Here is a 15,800-nt window from a genome sequence, read left to right on the forward strand (position 1 = left end):
GCGGAAATCCGGGACCTCATAAGAAGCCCGGGTGCGTCACCCGGTGTAGTTCTTCCCCGGGGGCCTGCCGGGGAGCGGCTTGGCGATGAGGGCGACCGGGACGAAGAAGCAGATCTGGCCGATCGCCATGACGAGCGTCCAGAGCGCCTTGTCGTCGTAGCAGGCGGACGCCCTGGCGTACAGCTCGTCGGGGACGCGCTCACCGGACGGGTTCGGGGTCAGGACGGCCTCCACGAGCTCCAGCGCGACCCGTTCGGCGTCGGTGAAGTAGGGGGCGTCCCGCCACGACGCCACGGCGGTGATGCGCTCCTCCGTCTCCCCGGCCTTGCGGAGAAGGCCGGTCTGCCGGACGGTGTGGTACGTGCTGCCGACGATCTGCCCGGCGCGCAGGTGCACCAGGCCGACGGTGGTCTGCGGGATCGCGCCGTTCCGGGTGGCCGTGGTCATGCCCGCGGCGATCGTCATCAGGTCGGGAAAGAACCGGGCGGGGTCGGGCAGGCGGGACCGGAGGTCGTCCTGGCCGGCCGTCGTGGGTGTGGACATCGGAGGTGTTCCCTTTCTCGATTTCGGTGGTGTTCTCGGGACGTACGGCCCGGTGCGGCCGGCCCCCGTCGTGAAGCGGCCGCCCGTGGAGGAGGATGAGGCGATCCGTGCCGGAGTCGCAGGGCTCCTCCGCGTACCGGACCGTGTCCCGGGAGTCCGACGACACGACCGCCGGGAATGTGAGGTGACGCGCCGGCCTCACGGTTCGGCGCGCTGTCTCGTCGATCCGGTGAGCACCGCCGCACCGAGGGAGCCGACGAGACCATGACCGCCCCGTACGAGCCGGGCCGCACCCACCCCGATCCGAGCCTGAACGCGATCATCAGCGAGCGGCGTCACCTGATCAACCTCGCCTACCGGCTCCTCGGCACCCTGGCCGACGCCGAGGACGTCGTCCAGGAGACCTACGCCCGCTGGTACGCCATGTCCCGGCCGCAGCAGGAGGCCATACGCTCCCCGGGCGCCTGGCTGACGACGGTCGCCGGCCGCATCTGCCTGGACCTGCTCGGCTCGGCGCGGGCCCGGCGGGAGAGCTACGTGGGCGAGTGGATCCCCGAGCCGCTGCCCGACCGCACGGAGTGGACCGGCGGGAGGCCGGGCGGCGTCTCGGCCGATCCGGCCGACCGCGTCACCCTCGACGAGTCGGTCAACATGGCCTTCCTCGTCGTGCTGGAGTCGATGACCCCGGCCGAGCGGGTCGCGTTCGTCCTGCACGACGTCTTCCGCTACTCCTTCGCCGAGGTGGCCGAGATCGTCGGCCGTACGCCGGCGGCGTGCCGCCAGCTGGCCTCCTCGGCCCGGCGCCGCATCCGCGCGTCCCAGGCCCTCCCGGCCCCGGCGGCCGGGCGCGCCGACGTCGTCAGGGACTTCAAGCGGGCCTGGGAGGCCAAGGACATCGGCGCCCTCATCGGCCTGCTCGCCCCCGGGGCCACGATGGTCTCCGACGGTGGCGGGCTCGCCAGCACCGCGCCCCACCCGATCGAGGGCGGCGAGCGGATCGCCCGCTACGCCCTGACCATCGCCGCCGTGGCGCCCGGCCTGACGATCCTGGAGCGGACGGTCAACGGCCAGCCCGGCCTGGTGGCCCAGCGGGACGGCGCCGTCACGGCGGTGATGGCGTTCGAGGTCGTCGACGACCGGATCACCCACATCTGGGCGGTACGCAATCCCGACAAGCTCCGGCCCTGGACGGACGGGTGACGGCACCGGGGCCGTCCCGGGCACCCGGCCGTCACGACCTGTGACGCTCCGCGACGGGACGCGGATCCACCTCACATTTCCGGTGGTCGTGTCGTCGGAACGCTGAGACACCGTCCGGCGCGCGGAAGGGCGTCGCGGTCGTCGCCGTCCTCACCCGTTCCGCAGCCCTCAAGGAGTCACCCGTGTTCCTGCGCGTCGCGATCGTCCTGCAGACCGTCGCCCTCTTCGCCGCGCCGATCACCGCCGGCCTGATGCTGTCCTGGCCCAACGGGCACGTGCTGCACAGCGCCTCGTCGTACGCGGTGTTCGTCGTGGCGCTGCTGCATCTGGGCACCGCGGTCCTGGTGTGGCGGCCGGGCGGCGGCTCGCCCAGGCCCATCCTGTACGCGGCCGGGTTCCTGGCGCTCACGCTGACGCAGGTCGCGCTGGGTCTCGCGCGTCTGACGGCCCTGCACGTCCCGCTGGGCGCCCTGCTGTTCGGCCTGAGCCTCCTCCAGCTCGACCGGGTCCTGGCCCTCCGCCGCGCCGGTGGAGCACCCGGCGGGACCGGGGGCGGAGACGCCGAGCGGGGGGTCAGCGCCCGGAACCCTCGGTGACCCTGGGCAGGTCCTGCCAGGAGGTGCCCGGGGACGGGGCCGCCGCGCAGACGACGTAGTGGTGCGGGGCCATGGCCGACATACGGCCGGGGAGCAGGCCCAGGCAGGCGGAGTGCAGCGCCGCAGGGGTGGTGGCGGCCGTCGTGAAGCACACCAGCCGGTGCCCGAGCCGTTCGTCGGCCTCGGCGACGACGGCCGTCTCGGCGGTGGGGGCCGTCCCGTCGCCGCCGGTCAGCCGAGCGAGCGCGTCCGCCGTCAGGCGCCCGACCTCGGGCAGGTGGACCCAGCAGCCGTCGACCGGCAGCCAGCCGTCGTCCCGGGGGACCGGGACGACACCGGTGAGGGCGGTCAGCTCGGACCGCGGCACGTCCCGGTCGCCCGCCTCGATGAGCAGCCGGGCGATCCCCTCGCCGAGGGCCAGCGCGTCGCCGCGGGGCAGGCAGCGCGGATCGGCCCACAGGGTGACGTCGAGCTCGCCGTGCGTCCGGTGGACCCAGAGCGAGGTGCGCGTGGGCAGGACGGCCGGTGGGAGCCACACCGAGTGGACGTCCTCGCCGCCCCGGACGGCCCGCGGGCCCCGGCCGGGGACGCTCATGTCGTTGAACACGATGTCGCGCGCGAAGAACAGGCCGCGCTCCCGCTGGACGTCCTCCATGATCCGGATGAGGGCGTCCGCGTCGAACCGGCTGTTCTGGTACGCGGTCATCGTCGCCGAGCGCGCGCCGCGCAGCACGGCGTCGAAGCCGTCCGCGCCGGTCTCCACGGGGATCAGCGCGTCCTGGGCGAGCGGCCCGACGTACTCGCGCAGCTCGGGCCGGAACCGGTTCGCCGAGATGGACAGCACGACGACCGTCCGCTGGCGGGCCCGTACCCCGGCGAGCGCCGCCAGGGCCGCGAGCACCGCCGCCGACGGGCTCGCCCCGGTACGCGCGGAGATCCGCCCCAGCGCCCCGGCCGCGGGGACCGAGCGCACGCGCAGCCGGGGGAGCAGCCAGTCCGTCTCGCCGTCCACCGGGACCGTCAGCGTGGACCGGGGCACCGCGCGCAGGTGGCGCTCCCAGTAGCGGAGCGCCGACTCGGCGCGTCGCAGGCCGGCCGGGGTGCGCTCGGCCGCCACGACGTCGAGCGGCTGCGGCGCGGTCACCGGCGCGAGCGGCTTGCCGAGGAGGAGCTCGTCCCACTCGGTGAGCACCACGGCCAGCCCGGCCGCGTCCATGGCGCTGTGCGTGGTCACCAGGACGACCTGTCGCGGTACGCCGCCTGAGGCGATCACGGCGACCCGGAGGGGGATCTCCGTGTCCAGCGCGAAGCGCGTGCCCTGGAGACGCCGCGCGACCTCCTCGGCGAGGTCGCTCTCGCACGTCCCGGCGTCTTCCGGCACGGCCGGGGAAAGGCCGGTGTCGTGGACCTCGACGGTCACCTCCCCGGCGGCCAGGACCCGCTGGAGGCCGTCGTGGAAGGTCGTGCGCAGGGACTCGTGCCGGGTCACCAGCCGGCGCACGGCCTCGGTGACCACGGCGAGCGTGGTGCCCGGCTGGACGGCGCGTACGACGCGGTAGTTCATGTGCTCGGGCGGGTCGGTGAGCATGCAGCGGACCATGTTGGCCTGGCCCGTCGTCAACGGGCCGTGGCGGGCCGTCAGGCCGGAGAAGCACGCGGTGCGGGAACGGTCCAGCGGATCGGGCCGGTGGAGGGACCGGAACCGTTCCGGTCCGGACGAGAGCGGTTGTGCCACGGGAAGCCACCAGACCGAAGGGTTCATTATTGGAAAGTTTGCTTACAGTTTCGGGGGTGGTGTCAGTGAATCATGTCCGCGGGAGACGCGACAAGCCTTGCCCGGCCCGGTTCTCGCGCCTTTCCCGTCCGGCTCCCGGCCGCGAGGACGCGTTCCCGGTACGGGACGCCGGCGCGGTTCCCGGCACCGGGAGGGGAGGGCCTCCCGGTGGTCCCGCGTCCCCGGGGTGTACCTGGCCACACCCGGGTGTGCACGTAGCCCGATGTCGGCGGCGCACCGGACCTCCTACCGTTGTCCCCGGAGGCGACCGGTGTTCCGGGCGCCCCTCGGACCGGGTGGCGATGGACCTCACGCCGTCCGCCGTCGATCCATCGGCACAGGGAGCGGTCAGCGTGACGGAGCATTCGGACGACGGGCACGCGTACCGGGCGGCACCGGGGACCTATCGCGTGGACCCGGACGCGACGACGGTCCGGTTCGCGACACGCGCGGTGTTCGGCCTGCTGCCGGTACGAGGATCCTTCGCGGTCGACCACGGCCGGATCGTGGTCACCGAGGGCGTCGGCGACTCCACCGTGGACGTGGTGATCCGGGCGGCCGGGTTCGAGAGCGGCGACCCGCGGCGCGACGAGCACGTCCGCTCCTCCGACTACCTCGACGCCGCCGCGTACCCCGAGATCGTCTTCCGCGGCCGGGAGGTCGAACGCTCCGACGGGGGCGCCTTTGTGCGGGGGACGCTGACCGTGCGGGACGTGACCCGGCCGACGGTCCTGAGCATCGGCCACCTCACCACCGGCGACCGGTGCCTGAGGGCGCGGGCCACGACGGACATCGACAGGTACGCCTTCGGCCTGACCAGGGCGAAGGGCATGACCGGCCGCCGTCTCGGCATCACGATCGAGGTCGTCGCCCTGCTGGAGGAGGCGTGAGCCCGGCCGGGACGTGGGACTCGATCACCGGCGGGGACGAAGGGGAAAGGGGAGATCCACTCCTTTCCACTCTCAACGTATAGCGCACCGGGGGGCTTGCGGCAAGCCCCCGGTCGTGCCGCAGAATCGTCGGCCGAAGCCGTAACCTGCGGAAACGAGGATCACGACGTGCGTATGGTGTTGCCGGCACACAGGCCGGAGTCGGACGCGCCGGAGCGGGGGACGGTGGGGTCCGAGAGCGCGTTCGACCTTCCCGCCCACCTTGCCCCCAAGGCGGACCCGGCGCTGATCGCCGGTGACGAGCGGCACTTCGCGGCCATCGCGGAGAGCCTTGAGCGGTCGATCGCCGACCTGTCCGACCGCCTCGACGCCGAGCGCAGGTCGCCCGGCGGCAAGGGCCGGCAGGCGATGGACCGGGACCTGGAGATCCACCGGCTGGCCTCGCGCCTGCGCGCGCTGCGCCGCTTCGGCCTGGACCTCTGCCTCGGCCACATGGTCGCCGCGGACGACCCCGAACCCGTCTACATCGGACGGCTCGGACTCACCGACAGTGCGGGCCGCCGGCTGCTGCTCGACTGGCGGTCCCCCGCGGCGGAGCCGTTCTTCGGGGCCACCCACGCCGACCCGATGGGGCTGGTGAGCCGCCGCAGGTACCGCTGGACCCGTGGCCGGATCAACGACTACTGGGACGAGGTGTTCACCGCGGACGGCCTGGCCGGGCATGCCGCGCTCGACGACCGGTCCGCCTTCATCGCCGGCCTGGGCGCCGACCGGTCGGCCAGGATGCGCGACGTGCTCGGCACCATCCAGGCCGACCAGGACGCCGTCATCCGCGCGGGATCGCGCGGCGCCCTCGTCGTCGACGGCGGCCCGGGTACGGGCAAGACCGTCGTCGCGCTGCACCGCGCCGCCTACCTCCTCTACTCCGACCCCCGCCTCGGCCGCCGCCGGGGCGGCGTGCTGTTCGTCGGCCCGCACCAGCCCTACCTGGCCTACGTGGCCGACGTCCTTCCCAGCCTGGGGGAGGAGGGCGTGCAGACCTGCACCCTGCGGGACCTCGTCGCCGAGGGAGCCTCGGCGGGCGTCGAGACCGACCCGGAGGTGGCCCGCCTGAAGGCGTCCGCGGACCTGGTGAAGGCGATCGAGCCGGCCGTCAGGTTCTACGAGAACCCGCCCACCAAGGGGATGACGATCACGACGGACCGGTCCGAGGTCTGGCTGAGCGCCGACGACTGGGCCGAGGCGTTCGAGGCACCGGAACCCGGTACCCCGCACAACGAGGCGCGCGGCCGCATCTGGGAGGAGCTGCTCACGATCGTGGCGGACAAGCACGACGGCGAGGTCTCGCCCGGCCTGCTCCGCACGTCGCTGTCGGCGGACAGGGAACTGCTGGCGACCTTCAACCGCGCGTGGCCGCTGATCGAGGCGGCCGACCTCGTCGGAGACCTGTGGACGGTCCCCGCCTACCTGCGGATGTGCGCTCCCTGGCTGGACGTCGACGACGTCCGGCGGCTGCAGCGCGAGGACGCCCAGGCCTGGACGGTGTCCGACCTGCCGCTCCTGGACGCGGCACGGCAGCGGCTCGGCGACCCGGAGGCGTCACGACGCGAGCGCCGCCGTGAGGCCTCCCTCGCCGCCGAGCGCGAGCGTATGTCCACGGTCGTCGACGCCCTGCTCGACGCCGACGACGACGGTGAGGGCGTGGTGACGATGCTGCACGGACAGGACCTCAAGGACGCCCTGGTCGACGAGGCCGCGTCGCCCGGCGTCGAACCGGACCTGCTCGCCGGCCCGTTCGCGCACATCGTCGTGGACGAGGCCCAGGAGCTGACCGACGCGGAGTGGCAGATGCTGCTGCTGCGCTGCCCGTCCCGGAGCTTCACCGTCGTCGGGGACCGCGCCCAGGCCAGGCACGGGTTCACGGAGTCGTGGGAGGAACGGCTCCGGCGGGTCGGGCTGGACCGGATCCGGCCGGCTCGCCTGAGCGTCAACTACCGGACGCCGGAAGAGATCATGGCGGAGGCCGAGCCGGTCATCCGGGCCGTGATCCCGGACGCCAACGTGCCGACCTCCATCCGCAGCGGGGGCGTCCCCGTCGAGCACGGATCCGTTTCGGAGCTGGACTCGATCCTCGGCACCTGGCTCGCCGAGCAGGTCGACGGGGTCGCCTGCGTCATCGGCGATCCCGCGTTCCGGGCGACGTCGCGTGTCCGGTCGCTGACCCCGGAACTGGCGAAGGGGCTGGAGTTCGACCTGGTCGTCCTCGTCGACCCGGAGGCGTTCGGCACGGGCGTCGAGGGAGCGGTCGACCGCTACGTCGCCATGACCCGGGCGACCCGGCGGCTCGTCGTCCTCACGAGCCTCTGACACCGGTCGCGACCTCGCCGGGCCCGTACGGGAGGGATCGGTCACCGTCCCGTGGTGGAGAGCTCGCGCGTCCGCCGGAGTTCAGCCGGGAGGGTCGCCGGGGCTCGCCGGGGCGCCGGAGCGCTCGACCACGTCGACCGCGGCGGCGGCGAGGGCCAGCACGGGGAAGATCGCGTGCGGCGGCACCCGGTAGACCCCTCGCTCGGGCTGCTCGACCAGCCCGGCCGAGGCGAGGGTCTTGAGGTGGTGGTACAGCTGGCCGGGCGAGGCGAGGGCCAGCTCGGCCTGCAGGTCGGCGACCTGTTTGGGCCCGGCGACCAGCGACTGAAGGATCTCGAAGCGCGCCGGATGCCCGGCGGCGGCCAGCACCGCGGCCAGCGGCCCGGCCGGCTGCCGAAGCAGCCGGCCGGGGCTGCGGGCCATCTCCCACACCCAGTGGTAGCCGCCGATCATGGCCTGACCGCCGTAGGTGATCAGGCCGGTGTCGTCGCCCGCCACCGCCGGCGGGGAAGCGGCGAGTGCGGCCTCAAGGGCGGCGACCCGGGCCTCGAGGTCCTGGAACCGGTCGTCGGCACTGGTCAGGGTCGCCTCACTTCAACGCTGCGCGGACTCTCGCGAGGAAGGCGGGATCCGTCGCCATTCGTACGATGAACTGCTGATGAGCATAGCTGCGCACCCCCGAGTACCAGGTCTCCTCGGGCAGGCGCCGCAGGGCGAGGACGGTCTCGCGCGGCTTCTCACCTGGCCGGACGGTGTACATGGCCTCGCTGATGACACCGGGCAGCGCGCCGCCCTTGGTGCCGATGAGGAGCTTGTCCGGGTCGGCGCCGGGCTGGCGCATCGGCCACTCCAGGTGCCGGCTCGCGATCCTGTCCTTCCGGAGCCCGGCGAGCACCCGGCGCAGGACGCCAGGTTCGACGCGGGCCACGGTCTCGGCCCAGTCGGCCTGCCGGGCGAAGTCGGGAAGCGTGAGCCGCACCTGCTCACCGGCCTTGACGTACCTCTTCAGGCAGGCGTCGGCGGACAGCGTGCAGCCGCCGAAGGCGCGCAGCATCGCGCCGTTGAGGGTGCCGACGCGCGTCTGCGCGACCTTGCGCAGCGCGCCGGGGCCGAGGCGGTCGCGCAGCAGGTCGGCGGCGGCGTTGTCGCTCTCCTGGATCATGGCGGAGACGACCTGGTCGAGGGTGACGCTCGCACCGGGCTTGAGCCGCTTGAGCGCCGCCTCGTGGGCGCCGCCGTCGGTGCCGGGCAGGTGGTAGGCGTTCCACAGGGCCACCGGGACGCGCTCGCCCCGCTTGACCTTGCCCTTGCGGACGGCGTCGGCGTAGGCGGCGAGATGGGTGATCTTGAAGGTCGACGCCACGGGGGCGAGGCGATCGGCGTTGTGGCTGATGCCCCGGGTCACCAGTGCGACGTCGTCGGGGTGGGCGCTGATGTAGGCGAGTACGGCCTCAACGTCCTTGAGGTCGGCGGGGGCGGGGGCGGCGGCGACGCCGGTCGTCGGGGCCGCCAGCGCTGCGGTCAGGAGCATGCTGAGGATTGATGACATACCTCCAGTTAACCATAAATCCGAAATTTCGGAATAACGATTTTTCGACGACACGCTCGGCGGGGGTGGGGGTGAGGGGTTGGGCTGGGGACGGTGGGCGAGAAAAGATGATCGACCTCGTCTTTGTCCCGCTATACCATGACGTGGTCGTCGCAGCTGCGAGGGAGGGCTCATGCGTCCTGGCGTTCCGGTCGTGCGAATCACCGTCACCCTGCTCGCGGCGCTGGCCGCCGGCCTCTTCCCCGCGAGCACCGCTCACGCGCAGCCGGACGCCCCGGACGTCCCAGCGGCCCTGGATGTCCCGGGTACTCCGGGCGCTCCGGGCCTGAAGATCAAGGAGAGCCGGTTCCACGTCAAGGCGACCGGCCCGGGATTCGTGCTGAAGCTGTCGCCGCGCGGGCTCGACGTGCGCATCGACGAGGAGAGGTTCGGAGACCCCGCCACCGGCAACCCGATCGAGCGGCAGACGATCGACCTCACCGGCCGCACGCTGCGCCCCTTCGAGTGCGAGAACGGCACGTACACGATCAAGACGGGGACCTTCGAGCGCACCTACCGGATCTCGCAGCTCGCCAGGCGGCCGCTCCCGTACACCGAGGGGTTCGCCACCGGCTCGCCGGGCATCTTCACCCCGTTCGTCGGCGAGATCGAGGGGACCGCGACCGACGCCGACGGCCGGACGGTGCGCTTCCTGATCTCGGACCTGGTGCAGGAGGTCCTCACCGAGGACGGCTTCTCCGCCACCGCGCCGATCCACGGCTTCTTCGTCGACGAACGGGGCCGGGTGCGCGACCGTATCTCGCTCGTCGGGCGCTTCAACGCCGGTCCCGACGGCCGGAACGCCGTCCACGGGATCGAGGACCGGGGCACCTGCCGTCAGATCGCCGACCTCCCCTTCGGTCCGGGCAGCGAGCGGGCGGTGGTGACGGGACCGTTCTTCGTGCTCCCGTTCAGCTCGCCCGTGACGGTGCCCAGGGGCCACTGAGCCCTCCCGTCGCGCGAGCCGGCCGTCCCGGAGTCCTGGCGCGGGGGCCGCTGACCCTGATCAGGGGCTGCTGACCCGGATCGGGGACCACTGACCCTGATCGGGGACCACTGACCCCGATCGGGGACGCGGTCCGTCGTCCGGCGCCCGTCACGCGAGGCCCACGCCGGGGGCTGCGGACGCCCGCGGGGCCTCGCGGCCTGAACCTTTCTCCCTCCGGCTCCCGCGCACCTGCGGTTCGTCCGGATTTCAGTCCTCACCGTTGACACCTTTTGACAGCGGCCGCTAATGTCGAAGGACGCGGAAAGCGCTTTCCGTCAGCGTCGTCAGAGAAGGGCTTTCCGGCGTACCGCCCTCGGCGTTCCTTCCTTCGCCGTGGTGGCGGCACGTCGCAGCACCTCGCCGATCCCGTGCCGTCCCGCGCGGATTCGTGGCCTCTACCCGGTCCAAGGGAGGTCCGACATGGACATACCCACGCCTTCCCGCGCCCGCCGTCCCATGTCCGGCCCGGACGCGCGCACGTCCGCGCCGTCCACATGACGGCCGGTGAACCCTTCGCCCACGGCATCGACCGCACCGAGAAGAACGCACCGAGATAGAACGCACCCGGCATCCGAGAACAAAGGTGAGACGAGCATGAGACGAGCAGTCGCATTGCGGCTTCAGGCGGCGCTGGCCACGGCGGCCGTGGCGGCCGTGGCAGGGGTGGCCCTGCCGGCGATCCAGGCGTCGGCGGCGGTCGGCGGTGTCACCGGCTTCGCGAGCGTCAACGGCGGGACCACCGGTGGCGCGGGCGGGCAGACGGTCAGGGCCACCACGGGAACCGCGATCCACGCGGCCCTGTGCGGCCGGGCCAGCAGCAGCACCCCGATCACCATCCAGGTGGAGGGGACCATCAACCACGGCAACACCACCAAGGTGTCGGGGTCGAGCTGCAACACCGCCGCCGGCCTGATCGAGCTCAAGCAGATCAGCAACGTCACGATCATCGGGGTCGGCTCCGGAGCGGTCTTCGACCAGCTGGGCATCCACATCCGCGACTCCAGCAACATCATCATCCAGAACGTCACCGTCCGGAACGTCAAGAAGTCGGGCTCGCCCACGTCCAACGGCGGCGACGCCATCGGCATGGAGGGCACCGTCCGCAACGTCTGGGTCGATCACGTGAACCTGGAGGCCTCGGGCGGGGAGTCGGAGGGGTACGACGGCCTCTTCGACATGAAGAACAACGTCCAGTACGTGACCCTGTCCTACAGCACCCTGCGCAACTCCGGCCGGGGCGGGCTCATCGGGTCCAGCGAGAGCGACCGCTCCAACGGCTTCATAACGTTCCACCACAACCTGTACGAGAACATCGACTCCCGCACGCCCCTGCTGCGCGGCGGCATCGCCCACGTCTACAACAACTCCTACGTGAACCTTCACGAGTCCGGCATCAACTCCCGGGCCGGGGCACGCGCCAAGGTGGAGAACAACTACTTCAAGGACTCCAAGGACGTCCTGGGCACGTTCTACACCGACCAGGCCGGTTACTGGCAGGTCGCCGGCAACATCTTCGACAACGTGACCTGGTCCGCCCCCGGCACCGACAACGCTCCGGCCGGCCCCAACCCGCAGTCCAACACCACCGTCAGCATCCCGTACTCCTACAGCCTCGACGGGGCGAGCTGCGTGCCGAACATCGTCCGCCAGACGGCGGGCGCCAACAAGGGGCTGCAGGTGTCGAACGGCAGCTGCTCGCCGCAGACGCCCACTCCCACCCCCACCCCCACGGTGACGCCGACCGTCACGCCCACCCCCACGCCCACCCCGACCGTGACGCCGACGGTGACGCCGACGCCCGGGGGGACCAACCTCAGCATCGGAGCCGGCTCCGACGGCTCCAGCAAGGCGAGCGGGACGAGCTACGGCAACGTGCGGGACGGCAACCTGAGCACCTACTGGTCGCCGGCCGGCGCGACCGGTGACATCTCGATCAAGTGGAGCTCCGCCAGGTCGGTGTCCAGCGCCGTCATCCGTGAGGCCTCCGGTTCCAGCATCGGGTCCTGGCAGCTCCTCAACGGCAGCACCGGCGCCGTCCTGAAGTCCGGCAGCGGAGCGGGCACCATCACCTTCGCCCCGACCTCGCTGGCCAAGCTCACCTTCAAGATCACCAGCTCGTCCGGTACGCCGAGGGTCGCCGAGTTCGAGACCTACGCCGGGTAGCCCTGCCGGATAGATCTGCCGGGTAGCCCTGCGCCGGGTAGCCCTGCGCCGGACAGCCCTGCGCCGGACAGCCCTGCGCCGGACGGACCTCCGGTGGCGGACCGCTTCCACCGTCCGCCACCGATCGTCCGAACGAGGGCGGGGCCGTCATGCCGACGGCCCCGCCCCTTTTCGTGCCGGCACCGCCCACCCGGTCCTCGTGCGGGACGTCGCGTCACCACGCCCGCGTCACCACGCCCGCGTCCCGCGGGCCGGTGTCCGGGGTCCGAACCGGACCGGACCGGGGTCCGAACCGGACCGGGATCCGAACCGGGTCGGCGCCGTGACCAGCGCTTCTTCTCGCGGGCATCGCCGTACTAGGGTGTGGGAATGCCCTCCCCGTCCCGAAACGACACCGATGTCGCCGAAATCACCGATGTCGGCAGTGTCGTTTCATGACCAGGGAGACCCGTACGCTGCCCGCCCTCGCGGCGGGGCCGGTCGAGATGCCGTCCATGATCCTGGGCTGGAGCGAGACGATCGCCCGCGACACCACGTGGAACGAGCACTCCCACCCCTTCCACGAACTGCTCTGGAACGAGCGGGGCGCGTCCACGACCGTGGTGGGGACGCGGGCCTGGACGGTCACCCCCACCCTGGGCCTGTGGATGCCCGCGGGCACGCTGCACTCCGGCTCGGCGATCGTGGGCACCTGCTGCCGCGCCAACTTCTTCGGCTTCGGCACCATGACCTCGATCTCTCCCACGCCCGTCGGCGTCGAGATCACCCCGCTGCTCCGCCTGCTGCTGGAACGGCTCGCCGACACCGGGCTGCCCTCCGGGTCGCGGGCGGTGACCGAGGCGATGGTGCTCGACGTGCTCACCCCCTCCTCACGCGAACTGCACCTGAACGTGCCCACCTCCGGTCTGCTGCGCCCGATCGTCGAGGCGGTCCGGGAGAACCCCGGTGATCCGCGGACGCTGGCGGGCTGGGCGTCCCACCTGGGCGTGAGCGCGCGTACGATCACCCGCGCCTTCAACGCGGAGACGGGGACCAGCTTCGCGCGCTGGGTCGCGGCGGTGCGGGCCCAGCACGCGGTCGCGCTGCTCGCCCGGGGATGGGAGGTCGACGTCGTGGCCGAGGAGGTCGGCTACCGCTCGGCGAGCGCGTTCGGCGCGGCCTTCCGCAGGACGACCGGGCTGACCCCGGGGACGTTCCGGGCGCGTTGAGCCCCTCGGCCGAGGCGCCTCCCCGGAGCCGTGCGGGTCACCCGGAGGCCGTTCTTCCTCGCGCGGTACGGACCCGTCGGCCGTGCCACCGCACCCGTGGCGGAGTCACCGGACGGCCCGTTCCCCTCTTCGGTGTCCCGATCGCGACAACGGCTGTCTCAAAAGCTTGATTGCGACAAGTCGGTCATTTCTCCTAAAGTCTGCAAAGGCAAGCCTAACCTAACTAGATCAACTCCTGCGGTCGTCACGGTTGTACCGCTCCACGGACGCGCACCGCGCTCCGAACGTGTGAGGGCCGACACCGGCGGAGATTCTGAAAGTGGAGTACGGATTGAAGCGTCCACGTAGCCTTCGCATCCTCGCCGTCGCGGCCGTCCTGCTGGGCATCGCGGGCTGCGGCGCCCAGCCGGAGACCACGACCGGGAGCGCGGGCGCGAGCACCGCCCCGAGCGCGAGCAGCAGCTCCGGCGCGTTCCCCATGATGATCGAGCACGCGCTGGGGACGACCACCATCCCGGCGAAGCCCCAGCGGGTGGCCACGGTCAACTGGGCCAACCACGAGGCGCCGCTGGCCCTCGGCGTCGTCCCGGTCGGCATGGCCGCCGCGAACTTCGGCGACGACGACAAGGACGGCCTCCTGCCCTGGGTGAAGAAGCGCCTGGAGGAGCTCAACGCGAAGACCCCCGTCCTGTTCGACGAGACCGACGGCATCGACTTCGAGGCCGTCGCCGACACGAAGCCGGACGTGATCCTGGCGGCCTACTCGGGCCTGACCAAGCAGGACTACGAGACCCTGAGCACGATCGCCCCGGTGGTGGCGTACCCGAAGGCCGCGTGGGCGACCCCGTGGCGCGAGATCATCCAGCTGAACAGCAAGGCCATCGGCCTCGCCGCCGAGGGGGAGAAGCTCATCGGTGACATCGAGGGCGACATCGCCGAGGTGGCCGCGAAGTATCCGCAGCTCAAGGGCAAGTCGGCGATGTTCATGACGCACGTCGACCCCAACGACGTGAGCGAGATCGGCTTCTACACCACGCACGACACCCGGACCCTGTTCTTCGAGGACCTCGGGCTGTCGATCCCCGGAAGCATCGCCAAGGCGTCCGAGGGCACCGACAAGTTCGCCCTGACGCGGAGCGCCGAGCAGGTCGACCTGTTCGACGACGTGGACATCATCACCGGGTACGGCGACGCCAAGGGCGAGCTGCTCGCGAAGATCCGCAAGGACCCGCTGCTGTCGAAGATCCCCGCCGTCAAGCGCGGCTCGGTGTACCTGCTGCCCGACAGCACGCCCCTGGGCACCGCCGCGAACCCGACCCCCCTGTCGATCTCCTGGGTGCTGGAGGACTACGCCAAGGCGCTCGCCGAGGCCGCGGACAAGGTCAAGTGACGTCGGTCGACACCGCCCGCGTGCCGGACGCCGTCCTCGTACGGCGTCCGGCGCGCGTCCGCGTCCTGTGGCTGCTCGTCGCGGTCCTGGTCCTGGGCGCGCTCACGGTCGCCTCCGTCGCCCTCGGCTCGCGCGACGTCACCTGGGCCGACGTCTGGACCGCCCTCGGCGGCGCGGACGGCTCCATCGAACAGGCGGCGGTCGTCAAGCGGATACCGCGCACCCTGCTCGCGATCGTCGTCGGCGCCGCGCTCGGCCTGTCCGGAGCCGTCATGCAGGGCGTGACGCGCAACCCGCTGGCCGACCCGGGCATCCTGGGCGTCAACATGGGAGCGTCGCTCGCCGTCGTCAGCGCGGTCGCGTTCCTCGGGCTCACGTCGCCGACCGGGTACGTCTGGGTCGCGATGGCCGGGGCCGCCGTCTCGGCCGTGTTCGTCTACACCGTGGGGTCCCTCGGGCGCGGCGGGGCCACGCCCCTCAAGCTCGCGCTCGCCGGCGCCGCCACGTCGGCGGCCTTCGCGTCCCTGGTCAGCGCCGTGGTCCTGCCCCGCAACGACATCGCCGGGACCTTCCGGCTCTGGCAGGTCGGCGGGGTCGGCGGCGCGTCCTACGAGCGCATCGGACTCGTCCTGCCGTTCCTCGCCGTCGGCTTCGCCGTGTGCCTGCTGTCCGCGCGGGCGCTGAACTCGCTCGCCCTGGGCGACGAGCTCGCGGCCGGGCTGGGTGAGCGCGTCCTCCTCATCCGGGCCACGGCCGCCCTCGGCTCCGTCGTCCTGTGCGGCGCGTCGACGGCCGTCGCCGGGCCCATCGCCTTCGTCGGCCTCCTCGTCCCGCACGCGTGCCGCATCCTCGTCGGCGTCGACCACCGCTGGTCGCTGCCCTTCTCCGCCCTGGCCGGCGCGTCGCTGCTCACCGCGGCCGACGTCGTCGGCCGCGTGGTGGCGCGCCCCGAGGACGTCGAGGTGGGCATCATCACGGCGCTGATCGGCGCCCCGTTCTTCATCCACATCGTCCGCAGTCAGAAGGTACGTGACCTGTGAACGAGCGTAGCGAACGAACCATCAGACGCAGCAGCGTCACGCTCACGGCCCCG

General features: G+C 72.2%; 13 protein-coding genes. 9 read left to right on the top strand and 4 right to left on the bottom strand.

Annotation, left to right across the window (positions count from 1 at the left end; genetic code table 11):
- Positions 1 to 36: 36 nt before the first annotated feature.
- On the bottom strand, positions 37 to 543 hold the full coding sequence (locus ACZ6RT_RS30465; RefSeq protein ID WP_399188339.1) for a carboxymuconolactone decarboxylase family protein: 507 nt from the start codon (positions 541 to 543) through the stop codon (positions 37 to 39).
- A gap of 264 nt (positions 544 to 807) precedes the next feature.
- Here ACZ6RT_RS30465 and sigJ point away from each other — a divergent pair, with 264 nt between their 5' ends.
- Positions 808 to 1,743, top strand: a complete 936-nt coding sequence (gene sigJ, locus ACZ6RT_RS30470) for an RNA polymerase sigma factor SigJ (RefSeq protein WP_470157359.1) — start codon at positions 808 to 810, stop codon at positions 1,741 to 1,743.
- Positions 1,744 to 1,925: 182 nt separating this feature from the next.
- The gene (locus ACZ6RT_RS30475) at positions 1,926 to 2,339 is read left to right on the top strand and encodes a hypothetical protein (protein ID WP_399188335.1); all 414 of its coding nucleotides are present in this window, start codon (positions 1,926 to 1,928) and stop codon (positions 2,337 to 2,339) included.
- On the opposite strand, the gene ACZ6RT_RS30480 is transcribed toward ACZ6RT_RS30475, so the two are convergent.
- Positions 2,317 to 4,074 (bottom strand): condensation domain-containing protein, encoded by a 1,758-nt coding sequence (locus tag ACZ6RT_RS30480; protein WP_470157360.1) that lies wholly within the window; start codon positions 4,072 to 4,074, stop codon positions 2,317 to 2,319. The two genes, ACZ6RT_RS30475 and ACZ6RT_RS30480, sit on opposite strands and share 23 nt — an antisense overlap.
- A gap of 392 nt (positions 4,075 to 4,466) precedes the next feature.
- Between ACZ6RT_RS30480 and ACZ6RT_RS30485 the strand changes: the two genes are divergently transcribed.
- Entirely contained in the window at positions 4,467 to 5,003 is a 537-nt protein-coding gene (locus ACZ6RT_RS30485; RefSeq protein ID WP_470157361.1) for a YceI family protein, read from the top strand.
- Positions 5,004 to 5,177: 174 nt separating this feature from the next.
- Positions 5,178 to 7,370 (top strand): RNA polymerase recycling motor ATPase HelR, encoded by a 2,193-nt coding sequence (helR, locus tag ACZ6RT_RS30490; protein ID WP_470157383.1) that lies wholly within the window; start codon positions 5,178 to 5,180, stop codon positions 7,368 to 7,370.
- Positions 7,371 to 7,451: 81 nt separating this feature from the next.
- Here the strand turns inward: helR and ACZ6RT_RS30495 are convergent, their stop codons facing one another.
- Together ACZ6RT_RS30495 and ACZ6RT_RS30500 are read right to left on the bottom strand one after the other, a co-directional pair.
- Positions 7,452 to 7,868 (bottom strand): ArsR/SmtB family transcription factor, encoded by a 417-nt coding sequence (locus ACZ6RT_RS30495; RefSeq protein ID WP_399188329.1) that lies wholly within the window; start codon positions 7,866 to 7,868, stop codon positions 7,452 to 7,454.
- A 91-nt stretch (positions 7,869 to 7,959) separates the two neighbouring features.
- Complete coding sequence (locus ACZ6RT_RS30500; RefSeq protein ID WP_470157362.1) at positions 7,960 to 8,919, bottom strand: serine hydrolase; 960 nt, start codon at positions 8,917 to 8,919, stop codon at positions 7,960 to 7,962.
- A gap of 193 nt (positions 8,920 to 9,112) precedes the next feature.
- Here ACZ6RT_RS30500 and ACZ6RT_RS30505 point away from each other — a divergent pair, with 193 nt between their 5' ends.
- From ACZ6RT_RS30505 to ACZ6RT_RS30525, 5 genes are all read left to right on the top strand, one after another.
- The gene (locus ACZ6RT_RS30505) at positions 9,113 to 9,904 is read left to right on the top strand and encodes a hypothetical protein (protein WP_470157363.1); all 792 of its coding nucleotides are present in this window, start codon (positions 9,113 to 9,115) and stop codon (positions 9,902 to 9,904) included.
- A 636-nt stretch (positions 9,905 to 10,540) separates the two neighbouring features.
- Positions 10,541 to 12,109: a pectate lyase family protein gene (locus ACZ6RT_RS30510; RefSeq protein WP_470157364.1), complete on the top strand. Its 1,569-nt coding sequence runs from the start codon at positions 10,541 to 10,543 to the stop codon at positions 12,107 to 12,109.
- 434 nt (positions 12,110 to 12,543) lie between these two features.
- On the top strand, positions 12,544 to 13,317 hold the full coding sequence (locus ACZ6RT_RS30515; protein ID WP_470157365.1) for an AraC family transcriptional regulator: 774 nt from the start codon (positions 12,544 to 12,546) through the stop codon (positions 13,315 to 13,317).
- 331 nt (positions 13,318 to 13,648) lie between these two features.
- Positions 13,649 to 14,707: an iron-siderophore ABC transporter substrate-binding protein gene (locus ACZ6RT_RS30520; RefSeq protein ID WP_470157366.1), complete on the top strand. Its 1,059-nt coding sequence runs from the start codon at positions 13,649 to 13,651 to the stop codon at positions 14,705 to 14,707.
- The gene (locus ACZ6RT_RS30525) at positions 14,704 to 15,747 is read left to right on the top strand and encodes a FecCD family ABC transporter permease (protein ID WP_399188311.1); all 1,044 of its coding nucleotides are present in this window, start codon (positions 14,704 to 14,706) and stop codon (positions 15,745 to 15,747) included. Before ACZ6RT_RS30520 ends, ACZ6RT_RS30525 begins: the two co-directional genes overlap by 4 nt.
- Positions 15,748 to 15,800 lie beyond the last annotated feature (53 nt).

This window comes from Streptosporangium sp. NPDC050148, assembly GCF_055586505.1.

What these genes read in the sequence shown, in the direction of transcription:
- ACZ6RT_RS30465 (WP_399188339.1), bottom strand. Translation starts at nt 543, where the DNA reads ATGTCCACACCCACGACGGCCGGCCAGGACGACCTCCGGTCCCGCCTG.
- sigJ (WP_470157359.1), top strand. Translation starts at nt 808, where the DNA reads ATGACCGCCCCGTACGAGCCGGGCCGCACCCACCCCGATCCGAGCCTG.
- helR (WP_470157383.1), top strand. Translation starts at nt 5,178, where the DNA reads ATGGTGTTGCCGGCACACAGGCCGGAGTCGGACGCGCCGGAGCGGGGG.
- ACZ6RT_RS30500 (WP_470157362.1), bottom strand. Translation starts at nt 8,919, where the DNA reads ATGTCATCAATCCTCAGCATGCTCCTGACCGCAGCGCTGGCGGCCCCG.
- ACZ6RT_RS30510 (WP_470157364.1), top strand. Translation starts at nt 10,541, where the DNA reads ATGAGACGAGCAGTCGCATTGCGGCTTCAGGCGGCGCTGGCCACGGCG.
- ACZ6RT_RS30515 (WP_470157365.1), top strand. Translation starts at nt 12,544, where the DNA reads ATGACCAGGGAGACCCGTACGCTGCCCGCCCTCGCGGCGGGGCCGGTC.